The 20,810-nt window shown below is 51.0% G+C and carries 20 protein-coding genes and 3 pseudogenes; 17 read left to right on the forward strand and 6 right to left on the reverse strand.

Annotation, left to right across the window (positions count from 1 at the left end; genetic code table 11):
* Positions 1-109: 109 nt before the first annotated feature.
* The 3 genes from ACVKSX_RS20100 (at position 110) to ACVKSX_RS20110 (ending at position 1,965) form a co-directional block, all read left to right on the forward strand.
* Complete coding sequence (locus tag ACVKSX_RS20100) at positions 110-646, forward strand: tetratricopeptide repeat protein (protein ID WP_010257155.1); 537 nt, start codon at positions 110-112, stop codon at positions 644-646.
* Between the two features lie 87 nt (positions 647-733).
* On the forward strand, positions 734-1,183 hold the full coding sequence (locus ACVKSX_RS20105) for a sigma-70 family RNA polymerase sigma factor (RefSeq protein WP_428983919.1): 450 nt from the start codon (positions 734-736) through the stop codon (positions 1,181-1,183).
* On the forward strand, positions 1,180-1,965 hold the full coding sequence (locus tag ACVKSX_RS20110) for an anti-sigma factor family protein (RefSeq protein ID WP_354439388.1): 786 nt from the start codon (positions 1,180-1,182) through the stop codon (positions 1,963-1,965). The genes ACVKSX_RS20105 and ACVKSX_RS20110 overlap by 4 nt, the downstream gene beginning before the upstream one ends.
* Before the next feature lie 34 nt (positions 1,966-1,999).
* Here ACVKSX_RS20110 and ACVKSX_RS20115 read toward each other — a convergent pair whose 3' ends face one another.
* The gene (locus tag ACVKSX_RS20115) at positions 2,000-2,569 is read right to left on the reverse strand and encodes a YceI family protein (protein WP_064689851.1); all 570 of its coding nucleotides are present in this window, start codon (positions 2,567-2,569) and stop codon (positions 2,000-2,002) included.
* A gap of 699 nt (positions 2,570-3,268) precedes the next feature.
* Here ACVKSX_RS20115 and arnB point away from each other — a divergent pair.
* The 7 genes from arnB to arnF are packed head-to-tail and all read left to right on the forward strand — an operon-like array spanning position 3,269 to position 10,617.
* Positions 3,269-4,405 (forward strand): UDP-4-amino-4-deoxy-L-arabinose aminotransferase, encoded by a 1,137-nt coding sequence (gene arnB, locus ACVKSX_RS20120; protein ID WP_064689850.1) that lies wholly within the window; start codon positions 3,269-3,271, stop codon positions 4,403-4,405.
* A gap of 1 nt (position 4,406) precedes the next feature.
* Complete coding sequence (gene arnC, locus ACVKSX_RS20125; RefSeq protein WP_354439386.1) at positions 4,407-5,390, forward strand: undecaprenyl-phosphate 4-deoxy-4-formamido-L-arabinose transferase; 984 nt, start codon at positions 4,407-4,409, stop codon at positions 5,388-5,390.
* Entirely contained in the window at positions 5,387-7,366 is a 1,980-nt protein-coding gene (gene arnA, locus ACVKSX_RS20130) for a bifunctional UDP-4-amino-4-deoxy-L-arabinose formyltransferase/UDP-glucuronic acid oxidase ArnA (RefSeq protein WP_354439385.1), read from the forward strand. Before arnC ends, arnA begins: the two co-directional genes overlap by 4 nt.
* Entirely contained in the window at positions 7,366-8,268 is a 903-nt protein-coding gene (gene arnD / locus ACVKSX_RS20135) for a 4-deoxy-4-formamido-L-arabinose-phosphoundecaprenol deformylase (protein WP_354439384.1), read from the forward strand. Before arnA ends, arnD begins: the two co-directional genes overlap by 1 nt.
* On the forward strand, positions 8,268-9,935 hold the full coding sequence (arnT, locus tag ACVKSX_RS20140) for a lipid IV(A) 4-amino-4-deoxy-L-arabinosyltransferase (RefSeq protein ID WP_354439382.1): 1,668 nt from the start codon (positions 8,268-8,270) through the stop codon (positions 9,933-9,935). The genes arnD and arnT overlap by 1 nt, the downstream gene beginning before the upstream one ends.
* Positions 9,935-10,255 carry a 4-amino-4-deoxy-L-arabinose-phosphoundecaprenol flippase subunit ArnE gene (gene arnE, locus ACVKSX_RS20145; RefSeq protein WP_010257131.1) on the forward strand — a complete coding sequence of 107 codons (321 nt, stop codon included), beginning with the start codon at positions 9,935-9,937 and terminating at the stop codon, positions 10,253-10,255. Before arnT ends, arnE begins: the two co-directional genes overlap by 1 nt.
* Positions 10,252-10,617, forward strand: a complete 366-nt coding sequence (arnF, locus tag ACVKSX_RS20150) for a 4-amino-4-deoxy-L-arabinose-phosphoundecaprenol flippase subunit ArnF (RefSeq protein ID WP_010257128.1) — start codon at positions 10,252-10,254, stop codon at positions 10,615-10,617. Before arnE ends, arnF begins: the two co-directional genes overlap by 4 nt.
* Positions 10,618-10,721: 104 nt before the next feature.
* Here the strand turns inward: arnF and ACVKSX_RS20155 are convergent, their stop codons facing one another.
* Complete coding sequence (locus tag ACVKSX_RS20155) at positions 10,722-10,907, reverse strand: HAD family hydrolase (RefSeq protein ID WP_320503668.1); 186 nt, start codon at positions 10,905-10,907, stop codon at positions 10,722-10,724.
* Between the two features lie 183 nt (positions 10,908-11,090).
* Here ACVKSX_RS20155 and ACVKSX_RS20160 point away from each other — a divergent pair.
* From ACVKSX_RS20160 to ACVKSX_RS20170, 3 genes and pseudogenes are all read left to right on the forward strand, one after another.
* Positions 11,091-11,366: pseudogene (locus tag ACVKSX_RS20160) on the forward strand (N-6 DNA methylase); the annotation flags it as partial.
* A 119-nt stretch (positions 11,367-11,485) separates the two neighbouring features.
* Positions 11,486-11,817: pseudogene (locus ACVKSX_RS20165) on the forward strand (type II toxin-antitoxin system RelE/ParE family toxin).
* The gene (locus tag ACVKSX_RS20170) at positions 11,814-12,104 is read left to right on the forward strand and encodes a helix-turn-helix domain-containing protein (protein WP_022624282.1); all 291 of its coding nucleotides are present in this window, start codon (positions 11,814-11,816) and stop codon (positions 12,102-12,104) included. The pseudogene ACVKSX_RS20165 and the gene ACVKSX_RS20170 overlap by 4 nt, the downstream one beginning before the upstream one ends.
* 367 nt (positions 12,105-12,471) lie before the next feature.
* Here ACVKSX_RS20170 and ACVKSX_RS20175 read toward each other — a convergent pair.
* The 4 genes and pseudogenes from ACVKSX_RS20175 to ACVKSX_RS20190 form a co-directional block, all read right to left on the reverse strand.
* Positions 12,472-12,690, reverse strand: a pseudogene (locus ACVKSX_RS20175) (alpha/beta hydrolase); the annotation flags it as partial.
* Positions 12,691-12,822: 132 nt separating this feature from the next.
* Positions 12,823-14,010 (reverse strand): arabinose transporter, encoded by a 1,188-nt coding sequence (locus tag ACVKSX_RS20180; RefSeq protein ID WP_132499714.1) that lies wholly within the window; start codon positions 14,008-14,010, stop codon positions 12,823-12,825.
* 155 nt (positions 14,011-14,165) lie between these two features.
* On the reverse strand, positions 14,166-15,479 hold the full coding sequence (locus ACVKSX_RS20185; RefSeq protein ID WP_132499713.1) for an LLM class flavin-dependent oxidoreductase: 1,314 nt from the start codon (positions 15,477-15,479) through the stop codon (positions 14,166-14,168).
* Positions 15,480-15,522: 43 nt separating this feature from the next.
* Positions 15,523-17,058 (reverse strand): nucleotidyltransferase family protein, encoded by a 1,536-nt coding sequence (locus ACVKSX_RS20190; RefSeq protein WP_132499712.1) that lies wholly within the window; start codon positions 17,056-17,058, stop codon positions 15,523-15,525.
* Between the two features lie 435 nt (positions 17,059-17,493).
* Here ACVKSX_RS20190 and ACVKSX_RS20195 point away from each other — a divergent pair, with 435 nt between their 5' ends.
* The 4 genes from ACVKSX_RS20195 (at position 17,494) to ACVKSX_RS20210 (ending at position 20,807) form a co-directional block, all read left to right on the forward strand.
* A complete protein-coding gene (locus ACVKSX_RS20195) occupies positions 17,494-17,703 on the forward strand; it encodes a hypothetical protein (RefSeq protein ID WP_132499711.1) in 210 nt (69 codons plus the stop codon).
* Between the two features lie 178 nt (positions 17,704-17,881).
* On the forward strand, positions 17,882-19,144 hold the full coding sequence (locus tag ACVKSX_RS20200; RefSeq protein ID WP_132499710.1) for a tRNA lysidine(34) synthetase: 1,263 nt from the start codon (positions 17,882-17,884) through the stop codon (positions 19,142-19,144).
* Positions 19,145-19,188: 44 nt separating this feature from the next.
* Positions 19,189-19,845 carry a dTMP kinase gene (locus tag ACVKSX_RS20205; RefSeq protein WP_132499709.1) on the forward strand — a complete coding sequence of 219 codons (657 nt, stop codon included), beginning with the start codon at positions 19,189-19,191 and terminating at the stop codon, positions 19,843-19,845.
* A 35-nt stretch (positions 19,846-19,880) separates the two neighbouring features.
* Positions 19,881-20,807: a putative PEP-binding protein gene (locus ACVKSX_RS20210; RefSeq protein ID WP_161973544.1), complete on the forward strand. Its 927-nt coding sequence runs from the start codon at positions 19,881-19,883 to the stop codon at positions 20,805-20,807.
* The last annotated feature ends 3 nt before the right edge of the window (positions 20,808-20,810 follow it).

The following is a 20,810-nucleotide window of genomic DNA, read 5'->3' on the forward strand; positions in this document are numbered from 1 at the left end:
TTTTATCGAATAGAAACCGGCGCTGAGCTGTTTACCGTACAGCGCCGCGCTAGCGGACTGCATCCGGCGGGCTTTATCGCCTGTCTCACAGACCCGATAAGGATAAATTATGACAACGCGTTCTGGTTTTTCTCTGCTTGCCGTTCCGGCACTGCTGCTGATGCTGCACTCTCCGCTGAGTATGGCGATGGGCGACAATGACAGTGATAAAAAGACGCCTGACTGCCCCAAAGGTCAGGTCTATGACAGTCACACTAAAAGTTGTGTGCCTGAGAAGACCAGCAAGCTGAGTGACGACGATAAAACCCGCTATGCCTGGCATCTGGCGAAAAAGGGCGAATATCAGGCGGCGCTGAACCTGCTGGATACGCTGAAAAATCAGGATACCCGCGAAGCCTGGAACTATCGTGGTTACGCTACCCGTAAACTGGGCCGCACGGACGAGGGCATTGGCTATTATCAGCGCGCGATTGCACTTGATCCCCGTTACGCTAAAGTGCGTGAATATCTGGGCGAAGCCTGGATGATCAAAGGGCGTCCGGATCTGGCGCGCGAACAGTTAAAAACCATTGCCGGGATTTGTGGCACAGACTGCGAGGAATATCGCGATCTGCAGGCCGCGATCAATGGCCACCCCGAGGTCTGATGCGGCAGGGAGGAGCGAAAAATCACTCACAGTGACATCCGTCAGCACCTTGCGGAACATCTGACGCGGCTCTGGCGTTACGGCTATGTGCTGTCACACAACCGTGACATGGCAGAAGAGCTGGTGCAGTCAACCTGCGTACGCGCGCTGGAACGCAGCGCGCAGTTCACGCCGGGCACACGCATTGATCGATGGCTTTTTTCGATCCTTCACTCCATCTGGGCCAGTGATTTACGGGCGCGAAAGGTCCGGCAGGGACAGGGATTCGTGGATCCCGATGCGCTGCTGGCCGCAGATAACCACGCCACCAGCGACGACCACCGCCATTTCCAGCGCATTATGTTACAGGTTAACGCCTTACCCGAGGCCCAGCGTAATGCGCTGTTTCTGGTGTATGTCGAAGGTCTGACCTATCAGGAGGCGGCAGAGACGCTCTCCGTTCCGATTGGCACTATTATGAGCCGTCTGGCCGTCGCACGTGCCACGCTGGCCAGACAGCCGGCGACCTCGCCCGCACCGCAGGAGAAACGGAGATGAACAGGGAAACTTTTACGCCACCGTGGCGTGACGAGGCGATCGTTGCCTGGCTGGATGGTGAGATGACGCCACAGGAAGCCGTGCAGTTTGAGCAGGCGATGGCAGGGGATCCCGAACTGGCGGCACGGGTTGAGCATTTACAGCAAAGTAATCTCGATTTTGAACAGGCTTTTGCGCCGCTGCTGGAACAGGCACCGCAGGCCAGAATGGCACAGCAACTGGCAGCCATCACGGCACCAGAGTCAATGCCAGCCAAAGGCTACAGCCGACGGGCATTGATTGCGGCATCAGTCAGCTTTTTGCTGATAGGCAGCGGCATCGGTTTTCTGGCAAGGCCGTCAGAGGATGAGAAAGATGAAAGCCAGAATATTCGCGATCTGGAAGCACGTTATATGTCGCTTTACAGTGCTGAAACGCTGGCCGATACGCCCAATGATACCGCCATGCTGCAGAGAGGCCTGGAGCGTACCCGCCTCGATTTAGGATTACAGTTGCACCCCCAGCAACTTCACCTGCCGGGGGCTGAACTGAAAATGGTGCGGATCCTGCGCTATGAACGCACGTCGATTGCGCAGATAGCCTGGCTGCATGCTGATTATGGCCCGATGGCACTCTGTATTTCACCCGCGCCACAGGACACGAACCCGATTGCGCGGGAGCAGCGCCACGGCATGCAGCTGGCCTGGTGGAAGCGCAACGGCTATCAGTATGTGCTGATTGGCCGCAATCCATCGGCTCAGCTGGCTGCCACCGCTGAAACATTACAGACCGTGCTCAGTTAAACCGGCTTGCTCGCGGCGGAGAGTGCAGTAACGGCTATCTGGCCTGCGCGGCAATCGCCAGCGCAATGTTAACGCGATCATCAACCACCCCGACCAGTCGATCCATGCCGAAAGCGGAGCGGGAAATGGCTGTCGAGGCATGCAGCGCCAGCGAGCGTGCCGCCGGGTCAAGGGTCTTTCCGCTGTCCAGTGAGGCCAGCATTACCACTGGCCGGCTGACATTTTTAACCGTCAACACGCCAAAAATCCGGTAATTCCCGTCACCCAGTGAGGCCACGCGGCTGCTCACGAAGTGAATCTGCGGATAACGCTCTGCATCAAAAAAGAGATCGCTTTTCAGTTGCCAGGTCAACAGGCTGTTTGAGGCCACCAGCGTTCCAACCGGAATGCTGACTTCAATACGATCGTCACGATCTTCATCAGGATTGAGCGTCATCGTGCCGGTCACGCCCTGCAGTCTCGCCTGTGAAAAGTCGTGACCAAAGGCACGCCAGGAAAGGCCAATCGACGTTTTATCGGGGGCTATGGCATACGTTACCGGTGCGGCGTAAAGCATCGGACTGAGCAGGGCAAACAGAGTGCATAAACAGGCGGCGCGTATCATCACTATTTTTCTCTTTCTTAAACAGACCAAACGTTAACGCCTGAAACCGCGATCTTATTCACATTATTTAGCGCTGCTTTTACCCTGAAGGCACAGATGAACGGACAGATATTAACTGACTGTCACCTGAAATTCACCAAAGTGTAATGATTATTGTAAGGGCTGAACATTAATAACGAACAATATTAAGAATACATTAAGACCGTCTTATTAACCTGTGATTTTCCCGAAGTCATGGGGCACTTTTTATTGTCGATATCAGAAGGTAATGAACTGGTTGATTTTAGTCCAATTAAATCAGTGGGTTAAATATATCACCCTAATGTCTCTTTTACTGGGTGAGCTGATTTATGGCCTGATAACTGCCAGAGCTTACTGTTTTTAAACAAAATATCAATAAATCAAAAAGAGTTGAGGTCATAGAGGTTATTAGCAATTTAATAGTGAACTTTTTCGGAAACTCTTAACGCACTCCTCCTTGATTTTATTGTGATTCACGCTATTCATTTAATGTTCAGTTAACTTTCATACGTTAGTTTGTATTAGCAGGCCGGTAACCTCAATTCCAGAAAGGGAAAGTGTGGTGTTGAAAACGCCATTGCCGGGTGTCAATAGATCGCTATTTCAATTCTTTTTCCGGCGCTGTGCCTGATTAACAACGCCCGACAGCTTATGGGTTTGATCTGCAGGAGTTTTAGCATGGATTTTTTGCCATTTTCCCGCCCTTCATTCGGTGATGAAGAGCTGGCTGCCGTTAAAGCGGTATTTGACTCTGGCTGGATAACAACCGGCGCAAAGTGCGCCGAACTGGAGCAGTCTTTTGTTCAACTGACCGGCAACCAGCACGCCATTGCGGTGAGCTCTGCCACTGCGGGGATGCATGTCACGCTGATGGCGATGGGGATTGGGCCTGGCGATGAGGTGATCACACCGTCCATGACCTGGGTCTCTACCCTGAACCTGATCACGCTGCTGGGTGCTACGCCGGTTATGATTGATGTCGATCCTGACAACCTGATGGTGACGCCAGAACGAATAGCCCAGGCGATTACCTCACGGACCCGCGCCATTATCCCGGTGCATTACGCCGGTGCGTCCGCCGATCTCACGCCAATCTATCAGCTGGCTGAGCAGCATGGCATCGCCATCATTGAGGATGCGGCTCACGCCGTGGGCACCACGTATCACGAAAAGCCGGTCGGACATCGCGGTACAGCAATCTTCTCTTTCCACGCCATCAAAAATATCACCTGCGCAGAAGGGGGCCTGGTGGTGACCGATGATGCCGCTCTCGCCGATCGCATTCGCAGTCTGAAGTTTCATGGCCTGGCGGTGGATGCGTTTGATCGCCAGACCCAGGGGCGCCTGCCGCAGGCGGAAGTGATGATGCCGGGCTTTAAATATAATCTGCCCGATATCAGCGCAGCCATTGCGCTGGTGCAGTTACAGAAATTGCCGGGCTTTATTGCCCGCCGCCGTGCAATTGCTGAACGCTATCTGGAAGCACTGCGCGCACTGCCGTTCACGCCGCTGTCACTGCCCGCCTGGCCCCATCAGCATGCGTGGCATCTGTTTATTATTCGCATTGATGAACAGCGCTGTGGTCTGTCGCGTGATGCTTTTATGCAGGCACTGAAGACGCGAAATATCGGCAGCGGCCTGCATTTCCGTGCAGCGCATACCCACAAATATTATCGCGAGCGCTATCCCGACTTACGTCTGCCCGCCAGTGAACGTAACAGCCAGCAGATGTGTTCGATTCCGCTGTTTCCGTCAATGACGGATCAGGATGTCGAACGTGTGATTCAGGCTTTACATGACATTGCCGGAGCCTGAGATGCGCGATATTAAACCGATCAATATGCTCTCCGTGGTCATCCCGGTCTATAACGAGCAGGAGAGTCTGCCGGAGCTGCTTCAGCGCACCTGCGCCGCCTGTGACTCAATTAAGATTGAGTATGAAATTCTGCTGGTGGATGACGGCAGCAACGATCGTTCTGCCGAACTGATTGAACAGGCCGCCACCGTTCCCGGCAGCCGGATAACCGGCGTGCTGCTCAACCGCAACTACGGCCAGCATTCCGCCATCATGGCCGGATTCAGCCAGGTTCGTGGCGATCTGATTATTACGCTGGATGCCGATCTGCAGAACCCGCCGGAAGAGATCCCGCGGCTGGTTGACGCCGCACGTCAGGGTTATGACGTGGTGGGTACCGTCCGTCAGCAGCGCCAGGACAGCTGGTTCCGTCGGAAGGCCTCGCGCACGCTCAACCGGCTGATTCAGCGGGTCACCGGCAAGGCGATGGGCGATTACGGCTGCATGCTGCGCGCCTACCGTCGCCACATCGTCGAGGCGATGCTCAACTGTCACGAACGCAGCACCTTCATTCCCATTCTGGCCAACACCTTTGCCCGCAACACCATTGAGCTGCCGGTCATCCACGCCGAGCGGGCCTTTGGCGATTCGAAATACAGCTTTATGCGCCTGATCAACCTGATGTACGACCTGGTGACCTGCCTGACCACCACGCCGCTGCGACTGCTTAGCGTGGTCGGTAGCCTGATTGCGCTCTCCGGCTTCGCCTTCTCGCTGGTGCTGATCGTACTGCGACTCTTCTTTGGTGCGGCCTGGGCGGGTGACGGTGTCTTCGTATTGTTCGCCGTGCTGTTCATGTTTATTGGTGCCCAGTTTGTGGGCATGGGACTGCTCGGGGAGTACATCGGGCGCATTTATAACGACGTTCGGGCGCGTCCGCGCTATTTCGTTCAACGCATTGTTCAGGCTCCAGAAAAGCCTTCAGTACAGGATACTCAATCATGAAGACCGTTGTTTTCGCCTATCACGACATGGGCTGTGTCGGCATCAATGCCCTGCTGAGTGCAGGCTATGAAATTACCGCCATTTTTACTCACAACGATGTGGCGACCGAAAATGCCTTTTTCGGTTCAGTAGCCCGTCTGGCGGCCGAGCACGGTATTCCGGTCTATGCACCGGACGAGGCGAATCACCCGATCTGGCTTGACCGCATCCGTACTATGGCGCCAGAGATGATCTTCTCCTTCTACTATCGCAATCTGCTGAGCGATGAGATCCTGCAATGCGCCACAAAAGGGGCGTTTAACCTGCACGGCTCACTGCTGCCCAAATATCGCGGCCGCGCACCGCTGAACTGGGCGCTGGTCAACGGCGAGCGTGAAACGGGCGTCACCCTGCACCGCATGGTGAAGCGCGCGGATGCCGGTAATATTCTGGCACAGCAGACGGTGGCGATTGAGGATCTGGACAATGCGCTGACGCTGCATCGCAAACTGACCCAAGCCGCAGAGCAGTTGCTGAACGATGTGTTACCTCGTCTGCGTCAGGGTGAAGTCAGTGAATGGCCGCAGGATGAGAGCCAGGCAACCCGCGTGGGCCGTCGCACAGCCGAAGATGGCCGTATCGACTGGAATCAGCCTGCTGAGACGATTCACAATCTGGTCAGAGCGGTCACCGATCCCTGGCCGGGCGCTTTCGCCTTTGCCGGTTCGGTTAAATTTATCGTCTGGAAGAGCCGGGTTCATCCGCAGCAGCATCAGGCGAAGCCGGGTACTGTCATCTCTAAACAGCCGTTCCTGATCGCCTGTGGCGAGGGCGCGCTGGAAATCCAGACCGGACAGTCTGAGCATGGCGTCTACATGAACGGCAGCCAGCTGGCGCAGAGTCTGGGCATGGTGCCTGGCGCACTGCTCTATTCAAAACCGCAGTCGGCGCTGCAACGCCGTACCCGCGTGCTGATCCTCGGGGTTAACGGCTTCATCGGTAACCACCTTACCGAGCGTTTGTTGCAGGATGAGCATTTCGAGGTCTATGGACTCGATATCAGTTCAGACGCGATCAGCCGCTTCCTGGAGCATCCGCGTTTCCACTTCGTCGAAGGGGATATCGCCATTCACTCCGAATGGATTGAGTATCACATCAAAAAATGTGACGTCATCCTGCCGCTGGTGGCGATCGCCACACCGATTGAGTACACCCGCAATCCGCTGCGCGTGTTTGAACTCGATTTCGAAGAGAACCTGAAAATCATCCGCGACTGTGTGAAGTATCAGAAGCGCATCATTTTCCCCTCCACTTCAGAGGTCTACGGCATGTGTACTGATGCCAGCTTCGATGAGGATACCTCTAATCTGGTGGTCGGGCCGATCAATAAACAGCGCTGGATCTACTCCGTATCCAAGCAGTTGCTGGACCGGGTTATCTGGGCCTACGGCGAAAAAGAGGGGCTGCGTTTTACCCTGTTCCGTCCGTTTAACTGGATGGGACCGCGTCTGGATAACCTCAATGCAGCGCGCATCGGCAGTTCCCGCGCGATCACTCAGCTTATCCTCAACCTGGTTGAAGGTTCACCGATTAAGCTGATCGACGGCGGCAAACAGAAACGCTGCTTTACCGACATCAGCGATGGCGTTGAAGCGCTGTTCCGCATCATCGAAAACAAGCAGCAGAACTGCGATGGCCAGATCATCAATATCGGTAACCCGGACAACGAAGCCAGCATCAAAGAGCTGGCCGAGCAGCTGCTGGAAAGCTTCGAGCGTCACCCGCTGCGCAGCCAGTTCCCGCCGTTTGCCGGTTTCCGTGAAGTCGAAAGCAGCAGTTATTACGGCAAAGGCTATCAGGATGTGGAGCACCGCAAACCGGCTATCCGCAATGCGCGCCGCTTACTCGGCTGGACGCCGACCGTGACGATGGATGTCACTATCGACAACACACTCGATTTCTTCCTGCGCACCATTGAGCAACAGGCTGATCAGTGATGAAGAAGATCGGTCTGCGGATTGACGTAGATACCTGGCGCGGCACCAGGCAGGGCGTGCCGGCGCTGCTTGAGCTGTTCCGGCGTCATGCGGTGCGGGGCAGCTTTTTCTTCAGCGTGGGACCAGACAACATGGGCCGCCATCTCTGGCGGCTGGTGAAACCGGCGTTTCTTATGAAGATGCTGCGCTCCCGTGCCGCGTCGCTCTATGGCTGGGACATCCTGCTCGCCGGAACGGCCTGGCCGGGAAAGCAGATGGGACGGAGATTGCGGCACATCATGCAGGACGCCACTCGTCAGCACGAAGTCGGTCTGCACGCCTGGGACCATTTTGCCTGGCAGACCTGGGCCGGCGTCTGGCCGCAGGATAAGCTGGTTGAGCAGATAGCACGCGGCACCGAAACGCTGAGTGAGATACTCGGTCATCCTGTCAGCTGTTCGGCCGCCGCGGGCTGGCGAGCCGATGGCCGGGTGATCGCCGCCAAACAGGACTTTGGCTTTCACTACAACAGCGACTGTCGCGGCAGCGGCCCGTTCCGGCCCATGCTGCCGGATGGACAGATCGGTACCGTACAGATTCCGGTGACGTTGCCCACATGGGATGAAGTGGTTGGCCGCGAGGTCAGCGCAGAAGGCTATAACGACTACATTCTGGCGAAAATGCTCTCTTCTGATGATGGGGCGGTATACACCGTGCATGCCGAAGTCGAAGGGATTATCGGCTACCCGGACTTTGACCAGCTGCTTGCTGCTGCGGACCGTCACGGCATTCAGTTCTGCCCGTTAAGCGAGCTGCTGCCCGACGATCTAAGTACCTTGCCGGTGGGCAGGGTGGTCAGAGGCGAAATCCCCGGACGGGAAGGGTGGCTGGGCTGCCAGAAACTGACTGAAGAGGCGAACTAGTGCGGATACGTAACAACACGAAGTGGCTACTTTTTTTCAGCTTTTTTATTCTCTATTACCTGCTTCCGCCGATGTTCCGCGATCTCTGGCAGCCGGATGAGACCCGTTATGCGGAGATCAGCCGGGAGATGCTGGCAACCGGTAACTGGGTGACGCCACACTTCTTCGGTCTGCGCTATTTTGAAAAACCAATTGCGGGTTACTGGGTCAACTCGCTGGGTCAGTGGCTGTTTGGCCACAACAACTTTGGCGTGCGGGCGGGATCGATATTCTCCACGGCGATGACCGCCGTGCTGATCTACTGGCTCGGCAGGCGGTTGTTTGGTTCGGCACGCACGGCTGCCGTCGGCACGATTATTTTCCTCAGTTCGCTGCTGGTCTATGGCGTTGGCACCTATGCGGTGCTCGATCCGATGCTGATGCTCTGGCTGGCTGCCGCGATGTGCAGCTTCTGGCTGGCGACGGAGGCCAGCGGACGCGCCGGGCGGGCGGGCGGCTATCTGCTGCTGGGTCTCGCCTGCGGCATGGGGTTTATGACCAAAGGCTTTCTGGCGCTGGCAGTGCCTGTGCTGGCGATTCTGCCTTGGGCGATCTGGCGGCAGCGACTGCGCGAACTGCTCTGCTTCGGTCCGCTGGCTCTACTCTCAGCCGCGGCGATCAGCGCACCCTGGGCGCTGGCGATCTATCATCAGGCACCGGATTTCTGGCACTACTTCTTCTGGGTTGAGCATATTCAGCGCTTTGCTGAGGACAATGCCCAGCACAAAGCGCCTTTCTGGTATTACCTGCCGGTTCTGCTGCTGGGAACGCTGCCGTGGCTGGCGCTGTTACCGGGCGCATTGATGACCGGCTGGCGCGAGCGTCAGCAGCATCCCGGTGCGCTCTATCTGCTGAGCTGGACGGTGATGCCGCTGCTGTTTTTCAGCCTGGCAAAAGGCAAGCTGCCAACCTATATCCTGCCCTGTTTTGTGCCGCTGTCGCTGCTGATGGCGCACTATGGCCTGAACGCCGCACAGCGGGCAGGGCGCCCATTAACAGTCAATGGCTGGCTCAACCTGATTTTCGGCATCATTACCCTGGCAACGGTCGTGCTGGTGCTCGCTCCCTGGAGTGTGACGCATCATCCGCTGTTCACCACGCACGAGATGCTGAAGCTTGCGCTGGGGGCACTGGCATTTCTCATCTGGGGGCTGGTGGGCGCATATAGCTGCCGCTCTGCACAGCGCCGCTGGCTGGCGGCCGCGCTTTGCCCGCTGGGCGTCGCCCTGTTTATTGGCACGGCAATCCCGGATAAAATCCGCGACGCCAAACAGCCGCAGCGTTTTGTCTCGACGATCAGCCAGCGTCTGGCCTCAAGTCACTTTATCCTGGCGGACAATCCCGGCGTGGCATCTGCCGCAGCCTGGCATCTGCAACGTAGCGATATCGGCTTCTATGACACCAAAGGCGAGCTGGAATATGGGCTGAGTTACCCGGATGCGCAATCCCGCTTTGTCTCTCAGGCGGACTTCGGCGGCTGGCTTGCCGATCATCGCCATACGGGAAGCGTATCACTGCTGTTGCTGGTTGATTCAGTACACAGTGATATCGGCGAGGATGTTCCGGTGCCGGACGCCGTCTATCGCCAGGGCAGGCTGGTCTGCCTCTATTACAGTCAGATGAAGTGATGCTGCTGCTGATTGTACTGGTCAGTCTGCTCAGTTGCAGCGCGCAACTGTGCCAGAAACAGGCGACTCACGCGGCATCGCGCCGGGTCCGCTTAAGCTGGATTGGGGTGAGCGTGCTGTTGCTGGGTGTCGCGATGCTTCTCTGGCTGCTGGTCCTGCAGCGGGTGCCTGTCAGCCAGGCCTATCCGATGCTGAGCCTTAACTTCATTTTCGTTGCGCTGGCAGGACGCATCCTCTGGCGCGAGCGCCTGACGCTGCGCCAGATCTTCGGCACGCTACTGGTGGTGACGGGTGTGGCGCTGATGGCGAGCCAGCTATGAAAGGGTATGGATGGGTCGCATGCAGCGTGCTGCTGGTCTCAGCGGCACAGCTGATGATGCGCTGGGCGATGCCGCGTCTGCCCGATGTCAGCAGCATAACGTCGCTGCCTGCTGTTGCCCTGCTGCCCGCATTGCTGCTGCTGGCCGGGCTGGGCGCTTATGGTGTTTCAATGCTCTGCTGGATTAGGGCGCTGCGCTATTTTCCGCTGAACCGCGTCTATCCGCTGCTCAGCCTCAGTTATGTGCTGGTGTGGCTGGTGGCTGTCTGTCTGCCGGTATTCCATGAGGCGTTCAGCTGGCACAGCCTGGCGGGCGTAGTGATTATTGTCATCGGCCTGCTGTGTATTGTGGTTAAGCCCTGATTTAAGAATGACGTTAGCGTTTGCGCATCAACTGCGCCTTTTATTAGCCTTTTCGGGCAGCGAGTAACTCTCGCGGCATTAAAGTATTCGCGGTAAACGGCGGGTCAGCAAAGCGGTTTTATCTTTGCAGTCAGCTCGCCAATATCGCTGACGATCAGATCGGGTGCAGGTGCCAGCGGGTAGAGTGCCTGTCCTTGGCGGGTAATAAATGCAGTTTTCATGTCTGCACGTTTTGCTCCACCCACATCCCAGCCGTGCGCAGCCACCATCATGCACTCTGAGACGGGCATGCCCATCTCCTTCATCGCTTACTGATGCGCTGGGGAGACTCTATCCGCTGAAACAGGCATGCAATGAGAACGGGGACTGTGAAACGTTCATGTTTGCAGAAATGTACTGCGGCGGGATAACGGACATTTATGCCCGTATCGGTGTGCGTTACTTCCGCCTGCTTAATTACACCCACATGACCGATGCTACCTTATGCAGATTGCCTGATTGAAGCCGGATTTAATCCATCAGTTCAGATGTCCGTCAGTTGATTTGATATTGATCCTGTCACGGTGGATATGGCGTTTATACAGCTTTCCCTGCTGGGCATTGCAGCTGAGGTTGTCACCGGTAATACGCTGACGCTGGAGTTTAACCGGGTGCGCTATACACCGGCTTACTATCTCAACGATTTTGAAGAATGTCTCAAAAGCCAGCGCCGGATCAAGGCGATGCTGGATTTTATCAGGGCAATGTAGGCCATGGACAAAACAGCAGGAAACTACATGGTAGGGAAGCAGTGGTTACGGGTTTGTATGGGGTGCATGAGTAATGCAGAAATTGCACAATATACGAAATTTCGTATAATGAGGTGATGATGCGTAAGAAAATCAGTTTTATTGACAGCAGTCTTGAGGATCTACGGGCTTTCCCGGAAGAGGCCCGGACCGCATCAGGGTATCAGCTTGACCTGATCCAGCAGGGACTGGAGCCGGACGACTGGAAGCATTTTGCTACGGTAGGTCAGGGAGCACGTGAAATCCGAATCCGGGGTAATGACGGCATTTTCCGGATCATGTATGTTGCCAAATTTGAAGAAGCCGTGTATGTGTGCACTGTTTCCAGAAAAAGACACAAAAGACCAGCCAGAGTGACGTAGAACTTGCCCGAAATCGTTATCGCCGATTGGTTGAGGAGCGTAAAAAATGAATATTCAGACTTTTGATAATGTGTGGGACGCTCTTAGCGAAACGCCAGAGCAGGCGGAAAATATGAAACTCCGCGCCGAGTTAGTAGGCCGCCTGAATAGCTGGATTAAACGTAATGGCCTGAATCAGGCCACTGCTGCTGCTGCGCTGGGCGTTTCACAGCCCAGAGTGTCCGAGCTGGCAGGAGGTCGGATCAACTGCTTTTCAATTGATAAGCTGGTCAGCATGATGTCACATGCCGGACTGCACATAACCAGTATTGAGATAAGCGAACCAGAGGAAGCTTGAGCTGCCTTTTTGCATCGCGCGAACTGCCAGGACGGTAGCCCCTTCGGGGCAGGATAAACCCGGTGCTGATGCACCGGCTATACCCTTTCACCTGACCGTCTTCATCCCTTCCCATCTGAAGCTGATAGCTTGCCATTTCTGCTATCAAGTGACACTACCAAATTGGCCATCTGCAGAAGTGCGCATAATGTAATTTATGTTAAATGAGATATTAACAACGCACTTACTCGCATGGATACTGCTCCGTTCTTTCCTGGTGTTCCGGCAATCGCACTGCCCTGCGCTTTCGAACTGATTCCTTCAAACTTACTGCCTGATAAGAACCCGGACGACGATTCGGTCCGGGATTGGTTTTATGACCGGTCAGTTATTTGAGATGCGAACGCAATTCTTCACCCGCCTGATTAATGGCTGTACTGACCGTAGGTTCCTGACTTAACGCGTTCAGCAAACCGTAATCATGAACCATGCCATTGTAACGCGTCACGGTAACGGGCACGCCTGCTGCATCCAGCTTACGGCCGAACGCTTCACCTTCATCACGTAACACATCCAGCTCTGCAGTCTGAATCAGTGTTGGCGGCAGTTACAACAAAATGCACTTAACATCAGTTTTATATTTAAATACTGTCTGTATTGAAAATGAATTATCTAATGAGTTTTAAGTATGGCCACATCGAAGCGAGTATATAAGTACTGGTTACACTTTGTTGATAACTTAATCTTCATTCACACTCAGTCGCAACGATAAAAATGCCCCAATGAGCGATAGAATAGCACATAACCCATATACAGCAGAATATCCAGCATGGCCAGCGATAAGTCCACATATAGGGCCCGTAACCATATAAGCCATATCCTGGAAGGCGGAAAATCCTCCCGCGGCCATCCCTCTGGCCTCAACAGGCACACGCTTCATTGCTACTACGCCCATTGCCGGGAAAAAGAGTGAGCAACCTATGCCGGTGATCGCGCTGCCCAGCAATGCCATTGTCTCTGTACCTGATAAGCAAATGATGACTAAACCCAGAGCTTCCAGTAGCAGCGAAATTGCTGATACGCGGATCCAGCCATAGCGTTGTGGGAAATGGCCAAAAAAGATGCGCATCAGTAAGAACATCACACCGAACATTGTGATAGCGAAGCCTGGGTTGATCCACTGCCGGCTTTGAAACAGCAAGGAGATAAATGCGCCAATAGCAGCAAAACCACTCGACTGCAGTGAGAGAATAATCCCGGCGGGTAGAATCTTCGCTATTACGTACATCATTCGAGGACGGGCTTTGTTACTTTCTACGACAACGGTCGGTACTGGTGCGTTAATCAACAATGCAATAAAAGGCAACATCAGTGTGACTAGACTGAGTGTCAAAAAATTAGTGTGAGTATAGAGGAAGTAACCGATGGGGGCTCCGGCAGCAAGTGAACCAAAAGTACCTAATCCCTGCCAGGACATAACTCTTGAAAGGTGTTTATCGCCTAGCAGATGAAATCCCCAGGCCATATTGCCGGTCAACAGCAAACTCTCTCCATATCCCATGATGATACGGGCAATTAGTAATAGTACAAACTTAACCATGATGCTTGTAAATGCATATCCTGATAGCAAATATAGTAAACAAGCAATGGCACAAAACAACATGCCTCGCCGGGTGGTATAACGTCCACCATAAGTATCAGCAAGTTTACCTGCGTAGCCACGAGTAAGTATTGTGGATAAGAATTGTGCGCCTATGACCATTCCCACAGCGAAGTCGTCCATGTGCAATTCATTGTGAACATAAAGTGAAAGCGCAGGCAATGGTAGCGAGATCGTAAGATAAGAGAGGAACACAGCAAGGGTCAGTCGGAATAAATAACGTGTTCCTTTTGCCTCATAATCAATTCCTGCAGCAGAAGAATCCATAGAAAATCCTTAAAGGAAAAAGGGTTGATCTCGTAAAAAAGCGTAATTTAACTATGTGGTTGATCATCAGTTAAACATGGAACTGTAGGTAATGTTTATGGCAGTATGATGACATTATTACTACTAGGATTAAGGCTACAAGAGCAGTAATCGGTTTACATTTCCAGATATGATCTGAGCGTAGAGCCGATATAATTGCTGCGAATTAACCCGCGCCTTTTCAATTCTGGTATAACTAATTCAACGAAATCATCCATACCTCCTGGTAACCAAGGTGCCATGATGTTGAACCCATCTGCAGCGTGCTCACGAAACCAATGTTCCATGTGATCGGCAATTTTTCTGGGAGAGCCAATAAGCAGTTTATGTCCCCGCGATCCCGCAAGATGTCTATACAATTGGCGAATTGATAACTTCTGCTCCTGAGCCATTGAGACAATACGCTGTTGCTTACTCTGGCTTCCTTCAGTAAGAGGCAGCGAGGGTAGCGGGCCATCTAGATCATAATGTGAGAGATCAATCCCTCCCAGTTGCATTTCAAGAAACGATAGTCCGACGCTTTCGTCTATCAGGGACTGAAATTCTTCATATCTATCCTGAGCCTTTTTTTCAGTAGAACCGATAAAGGGTAAGATACCCGTCATAATGACAGGCTTACCTGCATCACGCGAAAAAGCCCTCGCCTGCTGTTTCAAGCCATGATATTCCTGTTGTGCAGCCAAAAAATCATATTGTGCACTGAAAATGACATCGCATGTCCTGGCAGCCAACCTGCGCCCGGCTTCAGAGGTGCCAGCCTGTACAATGATAGGTGGCCCGCCTGGGCAGGCAGGAATATTAAGGGGGCCCCTGACCTGAAAAAACAAGCCATTGTGGTTAAGCGGACGCATTTTCCTAACATCAAAGAATTCACCGCTTTGCTTATTATAACTGAAAGCGTCTGCATCCCAGCTTTGCCACAGGCCTTGTACTACGTCGACAAATTCTTCGGCACGTTTATAACGCTCGTCATGTGGGGGGAAAATTTCGTTGCCAAAATTTTTCGATTCAAATGGATTTTGTGAAGTAACCAGGTTCCATCCCACGCGCCCATTGCTAATATGGGCAAGAGAAGCAAACTGTCGGGCCAGATGATAAGGATGATGATAGGTCGTCGAAGCGGTAGCGATTAATCCGATATTTCGTGTAGCAGCGCTCAGTGCTGCAAGCAGTGTTATAGGCTCAAACTGGCCAACGTATCTGTGCGCACCGCGGCTGAGAACATGCCAGTCGTCTCCTTTTACTGCCAGGCTATCGGCAAAAAAAATAAAGTCGAAGCAGGCTTTTTCTGCGAGCTTTGCAAAATCAATGCATTGCTGAATATCCACACCCGCTCCTGGCATGACGTCGGGATGCCTCCAGGCCGCAATATGGTAGCCAGTCGGATACCAGAAAGCACCAAGCTTCATTATTCTTCGTTGTTTAGTCATATCAACTCTTATACAAGCTATAGAATATGTTTTTGAGAGGCGATCAGAACAGCAGTTTCACCGGTAACAATATGCCGCGGCGCAATGAGTAAGCATCTTCAAATTCGCCTGCAGCGATAATCAGTGAAACCGTCGACGTTTTATCAGGCAGAGGTATTGTTAGGTAACAGCTATATGCGGAATCCGTAACTTCGTAATCAAAGTGATGAGCGGGGAAATGGAGAGATTTTTTATAATAGCATCCATCAGCTTGCGCCTGAAATTCCAACGGCTGGTTAAAAATATCAATATACAATCTGCGCGAAATACAGTCGGATGGGGAAGTTATTACTAAACGTACAACCAGATGATTTTTCTTGAGAGAAAAATTAACGCAAACTTCGGGCCACCCCTCCGATCTGACATGCAGGACAGCACCTTGATGTGGCGCTGACGTTGAGACTTTCTTATGTTTAACATCAATAAATGCCTGTGCAGACTGCATATTAAGTGGTGTGAAACCCAGAGCATTTACGCTTTCTTCCGTTGTCAGGTGTCGGAAAAAAACAGCGTTGTTTTTTCGATCAAACACTTTCAAAAAACCACTCCAGACAAGTTGCTGATATAAAAAATCTGGCAGGTTCTTTTCATGGTTAAGCAAGAGACCTTCAGGCAACAGGTTAATACCGGTAGTTTTGCGCACCATCTCGCACATCCAGGATACACAGGTAATAGCGTTTGTCTTATTCACTATATTCAGGAATCGGGAGAAGTTAAAATCTTTAGAACGAAAATAATCTATAAGCTCCGCAATCTCGCTAAACCGAATCGGTGGTTTTTTTCGTGCTGTAACAGAGGATTTTGAAATAAAATCGCGATGAGCATGTGCACAAAGGATAATCGCGGCAGCAGCTGCGTCCGGATAAAACACATTTTCTTCACCGGTATATGTATCCTCCAGAGCATTGAAAATAATATCTTCAACCCTGAACTGCCCAACCTGTAACGCCCTGCCGTGCTTTATGAACGTGTTACCATCAATAATTTTCGGTATCTGTTGTGCATCGCCGTTCAGAAAATACCATACCGGGTAAAAAGCATGAAGATCCATTTCAATACCCATAACGGTCACATTCAGTAGCTCATGAGGTGATACTTTTCGAAATTCCTTAAGCTGTTGAGCTTTTATGGTACGTATCGTTTCGGTTGGGGAAAGCATAATAAAATCCACATCGTTACTTTCCCGAATGTGGTGAAGATCCCGGCTATGAGCATAGGCCGTCAGGCCTTTTAGAATAACAATAGGCTTTTTATCTGTATTAAAATCCCGAACAAATGCGGCGATAACATCGATATGTTTTGCAGCCTGATCAATAAGATGCTGATGTCTTTCCTCCAGGGCCTGCAAAAGCGCTACACTCGCCCATGCCGGTTTCTCCCGACGAAGAGTCTGCAATGCTCGTCCTGCTATACGATGCTGTCGAATAAGTGTCAAAAAGGCTTCATCTCCCAAGCTCATACAGCTTACCGGCACATCGCTGCACCCCGTTAGCCATAAAAGCAGCGACAACTGCTCATCTTCATCGTGCTTTTTAGTCACCTGTTCCTCCTGACACGCAGATCCAGTTTGGCTTGAAAATTTATGTTTCGATTTTATTAACAACTCTCATAAATGCATATTGTTCGTCAAGTTCCTGTTGGCAATAATGTCACTACCAATGGGTATGCTATTGAATAAAAGGATAAAATTATCATTTTTTGCGATTTTATATTTTTTTGGAGTGGGTCGATAAAACGTGTACATAATTCTTTCACAAAATATTCACAAAAAATCATTAGCAAAAGCACTCTGTTGGCGTGCTATTTTTTTCTGGCCGGGACCAGTTGCGGCACCTCTTTGATGTGGTGGCATGAGGAAATTCAATACTGGAGTCTGTTATCAGGGCTTTCAAGACGTTTTGCTCACGCTAGTCAATCTGACGGTTGTTACTGCGGGCCCCAGCATTCAAATTAACGGTTAATTGAGGATATAAGCATGAAAACAGCTCTCAAGCACAATCCAAGCAATAACTTCAATCTGAAAAACGAGCAAGTTAATTTAACCCATACATTTGCTAATGAGCAATACGCAGATTTATCCGTTGCTCAACTGGAAATTATGCGTTCCAAAAAAGAGTCTGTACCTGCTTCTAAATATGGTATTGAAACTATCTGCGGCGCGAGTTGCGAAACAGGTGCTCAATAATATTCATTCGTTAAAACAGCATTCTGGAGTTATGGTGACGCTCACTTATGACAGGTGATACTTCCCGCTTCGCGCTGTTCTGAATGCAATTATTCTTAATAATAACCCAACTTGCGGGGAAAAATAATTCTTCAAAGATGGGTTATTTCTATAATTTATTTATTGTTAAGGAGTTGCTATGTTTGAGAAAACAGCAGCAAAGGAAAGTAGCCCAACGATCTCTGTGGTTACAGCACATGGACGTCAGTCGCTGCTTTCAGAACCTAACGAGCGTTTGATTGATGTATTGAAAAGAAACAGCGTGCCTTGGTCTGCTGTTTCCATTTATCAGTACAGGGATGGTGATGAAAGCATGCAGTTATCATCCGGACTTGAAAAGACATTATCAGAATTTGACTCCGACCACCTGCTGCTTTATTTCAATCGTAATGTAAATCCATTCAAATTTTTGCCTGAAAATTTTAAGATTGTAAAAAGCGCTGACCAGGCTAATGAATCTACAGAATATTTGTACCAAGATTACAATAACGATCAGTCTACCGCTCAGTCCTTTCTTAAGAAACTCTCTCCTGAAGAATGCCAGTCTGTTATCGCTGCACGCGTCGCGGACACGATTAAGGATCACATCCCTGCCGGGGCTGATTTAGTCGTTGGGGTTAGTGGTGGGGGTGACAGTAATGCACTCCTGCATGGTTTAAGCCTTATTAAAGAATACATCAATGTTCATCCAGTTATTATTATGGGAATACCGGATTGGGACAAAGGAGTGCCCCGAGCAACACAGTTATGTGAAAAATATCAGCTTGAACTAAAAGTGATTGCCGAAGATGAGGTTAAAAGCTTGCTCGGCATTCCTGCTGATGGCGAGAGTCTGATTGATCGCTTTGAGCGAAACTTTCAGGGCGACGATTTTGAATTTTTAGGAACCCTGCTCATTCGGCTCGCACTCAGCAACCATGCCCGCCAGCTAGGAACCGACTGGATTAGCACAGGTTTGAATCTCGAAGATGTACTTTGTGAGAACATTTACAGGATTTCTAACGCCATGAAACCTGCTTCCTGTCCGGTGCGTGAAATTGGCGATATGAAGCTTATTATGCCGCTGTGGATGTGTCCTAAACGAATCATAGATGGATGTTTCCCAAAATTCTCTCTTGATAATTACGATGCTAGATATCCCTGTTTCTCACTGGGCCGAAATCTTTACTACAGCATTGTTTACAACCTGCAGTCTTCATTTCCGGGATTTACGGAACAGCTGGCGCAGGGCTTGTCCACATTAGCTTCCAGCGATCCTGTCAAGTATCACCTTGATGACCAGTTGGGATTTTACGTAGAGCGTATGGTGCCTCTCGCTTTGCGCCATAAGTTTCAACGAATGCTGAAAGACGCTATCGGTCCGAGCATTGACGAGCAAAGCAGCACGGTAGAGAAAACGTAAGCCAACTGCTATTCAGGTAATTCTGTGCATTATTAGAGGGGACTATGCTGATTAACTTATTGGGATGCGACGGTGCCGGAAAGTCAACGCAAATGCGTGAGCTGCTTCCATGGCTGGAAGCGCGAATCGGTAAAAAAGTGGCAACGATAACCAAAAAGGATGCACTTAATCGCGATGAGTATCCTGAGGCACGTTATATCAGCAGTAACTATCGAATGCTGATGTATGACATTTTGCCGGAAATGCGTGCCGAAAGTCGGGCTATGTTTATCTTCAATTTATTTGCCATCCAGATTTGCCAGCGCCCCCCACAGCAAGGGACAGTGCTTTTTCTGGACGGTGGCTGGCAGAAACACGTTGCCACTGAGGCGGCTCTTGGCTTGGATGAAACCTGGCTTAATAATCTTGTCTCTTTTTTCCCTCACGTCGACCTTACTTTATTTCTAGATGTCCGCCCAGACGTAATTCTTAGCTGGAGGAAAGAAAACGATGAAGTACATGCTCCTTATGAATGTGGAAATCAACCTGTTTGCAGTGATGATGCTTTTCTGAATCACATGAAAAAAGTGTATGGAATATTAAAGCGCCAGGCATCAAGTAATAATTGGATAATAATCAACGGTGAGAGAGATGCCGGGACTGTACTGGCCGATCTTAAGTCGGTCATACATGAATATTTACAACGTCATCCTTTATGTTAATGGCAGGTTTGCCCTGTGTACAACTGGAGAGAAATATGGAGCTTGAAGTTTCATTAAGCGGTGAATTACCAGATGAAAGAATTTATCAGGAGGTTTCTGCTGTCGGTTTATTACGCGGTGAATATATTTTCAGAAGAGCCGGTAAATACCTGACAGCAGATGAGGGACCACATTTACTCAGAGAATATATTAAAGAGACACTTCGTATTTTCCCTGATAAGGATGTCTGGTACCGCTTTGTCGATGCACCCGCTAACGAGATTAATATGCTCGAAGGTTATGATGAATACGTACTGGAAGAGTTTCCAACTATTGGGCTTCGTGGCATGCGACGGGCGATGGAACTTCCCCATAGTTTTGAAATTGAATTTAACGTGGTGAGTGAGTTGGCAAAAGAGCACAAAAACCTACACATAATGTTTCCCTATATTTGTGAGATGGATGAGATAGATTTTGGCCTTGAGTATGCACGAAAATATTCATTCCCCAATAAGATCTCATGCATGATGGAAACACCCGCGGCTTTGTGGCATGCACGCGAAATTGAAAAACGTGGTATTGAACATTTTCTGATAGGAATGAACGATCTTAGTAGTCTGGTCGTGGGAGCCAGTCGTGGCAGTGGATATGACCGTCACAATCACCCCGCGATTTTAGGTATGCTCAAAACGTTAAGGAGTGATTTAAAGAATAGTCGTCTGAGTATCGCAGGATATATGAAACCGGCGTTTTATGACCTCGCTAAAGAGACTGGAATGGATGCTATTTCTGTTCATTACTCCTCATTCCCCGCTTTTTTTGGCGAAAAATTCAAAGATTATCGCGATATGGATTTTATGCTGAATTTCAAAAAGTCAGATAACCGTAAGCGGCTGCGATTGTGGGCGCAATCATTGCTTGATGTTGCAAACGACAACGATTCAATGACTATCCAGGGACTCCACTGGCATAGAAAAGGATAAAGG

This window comes from Pantoea sp. PvP021 (assembly GCF_054056055.1).

Excerpts from the sequence above, each read along its gene's own strand:
- arnD (WP_354439384.1), top strand. The coding sequence starts at position 7,366 with ATGAAGAAGATCGGTCTGCGGATTGACGTAGATACCTGGCGCGGCACC.
- arnA (WP_354439385.1), top strand. The coding sequence starts at position 5,387 with ATGAAGACCGTTGTTTTCGCCTATCACGACATGGGCTGTGTCGGCATC.
- ACVKSX_RS20155 (WP_320503668.1), bottom strand. The coding sequence starts at position 10,907 with ATGCCCGTCTCAGAGTGCATGATGGTGGCTGCGCACGGCTGGGATGTG.
- ACVKSX_RS20180 (WP_132499714.1), bottom strand. The coding sequence starts at position 14,010 with ATGGATTCTTCTGCTGCAGGAATTGATTATGAGGCAAAAGGAACACGT.
- ACVKSX_RS20195 (WP_132499711.1), top strand. The coding sequence starts at position 17,494 with ATGAAAACAGCTCTCAAGCACAATCCAAGCAATAACTTCAATCTGAAA.
- ACVKSX_RS20110 (WP_354439388.1), top strand. The coding sequence starts at position 1,180 with ATGAACAGGGAAACTTTTACGCCACCGTGGCGTGACGAGGCGATCGTT.
- arnF (WP_010257128.1), top strand. The coding sequence starts at position 10,252 with ATGAAAGGGTATGGATGGGTCGCATGCAGCGTGCTGCTGGTCTCAGCG.
- ACVKSX_RS20100 (WP_010257155.1), top strand. The coding sequence starts at position 110 with ATGACAACGCGTTCTGGTTTTTCTCTGCTTGCCGTTCCGGCACTGCTG.
- arnE (WP_010257131.1), top strand. The coding sequence starts at position 9,935 with ATGCTGCTGCTGATTGTACTGGTCAGTCTGCTCAGTTGCAGCGCGCAA.
- ACVKSX_RS20205 (WP_132499709.1), top strand. The coding sequence starts at position 19,189 with ATGCTGATTAACTTATTGGGATGCGACGGTGCCGGAAAGTCAACGCAA.
- arnB (WP_064689850.1), top strand. The coding sequence starts at position 3,269 with ATGGATTTTTTGCCATTTTCCCGCCCTTCATTCGGTGATGAAGAGCTG.
- ACVKSX_RS20185 (WP_132499713.1), bottom strand. The coding sequence starts at position 15,479 with ATGACTAAACAACGAAGAATAATGAAGCTTGGTGCTTTCTGGTATCCG.
- ACVKSX_RS20210 (WP_161973544.1), top strand. The coding sequence starts at position 19,881 with ATGGAGCTTGAAGTTTCATTAAGCGGTGAATTACCAGATGAAAGAATT.
- ACVKSX_RS20170 (WP_022624282.1), top strand. The coding sequence starts at position 11,814 with ATGAATATTCAGACTTTTGATAATGTGTGGGACGCTCTTAGCGAAACG.
- arnC (WP_354439386.1), top strand. The coding sequence starts at position 4,407 with ATGCGCGATATTAAACCGATCAATATGCTCTCCGTGGTCATCCCGGTC.
- ACVKSX_RS20115 (WP_064689851.1), bottom strand. The coding sequence starts at position 2,569 with ATGATACGCGCCGCCTGTTTATGCACTCTGTTTGCCCTGCTCAGTCCG.
- ACVKSX_RS20200 (WP_132499710.1), top strand. The coding sequence starts at position 17,882 with ATGTTTGAGAAAACAGCAGCAAAGGAAAGTAGCCCAACGATCTCTGTG.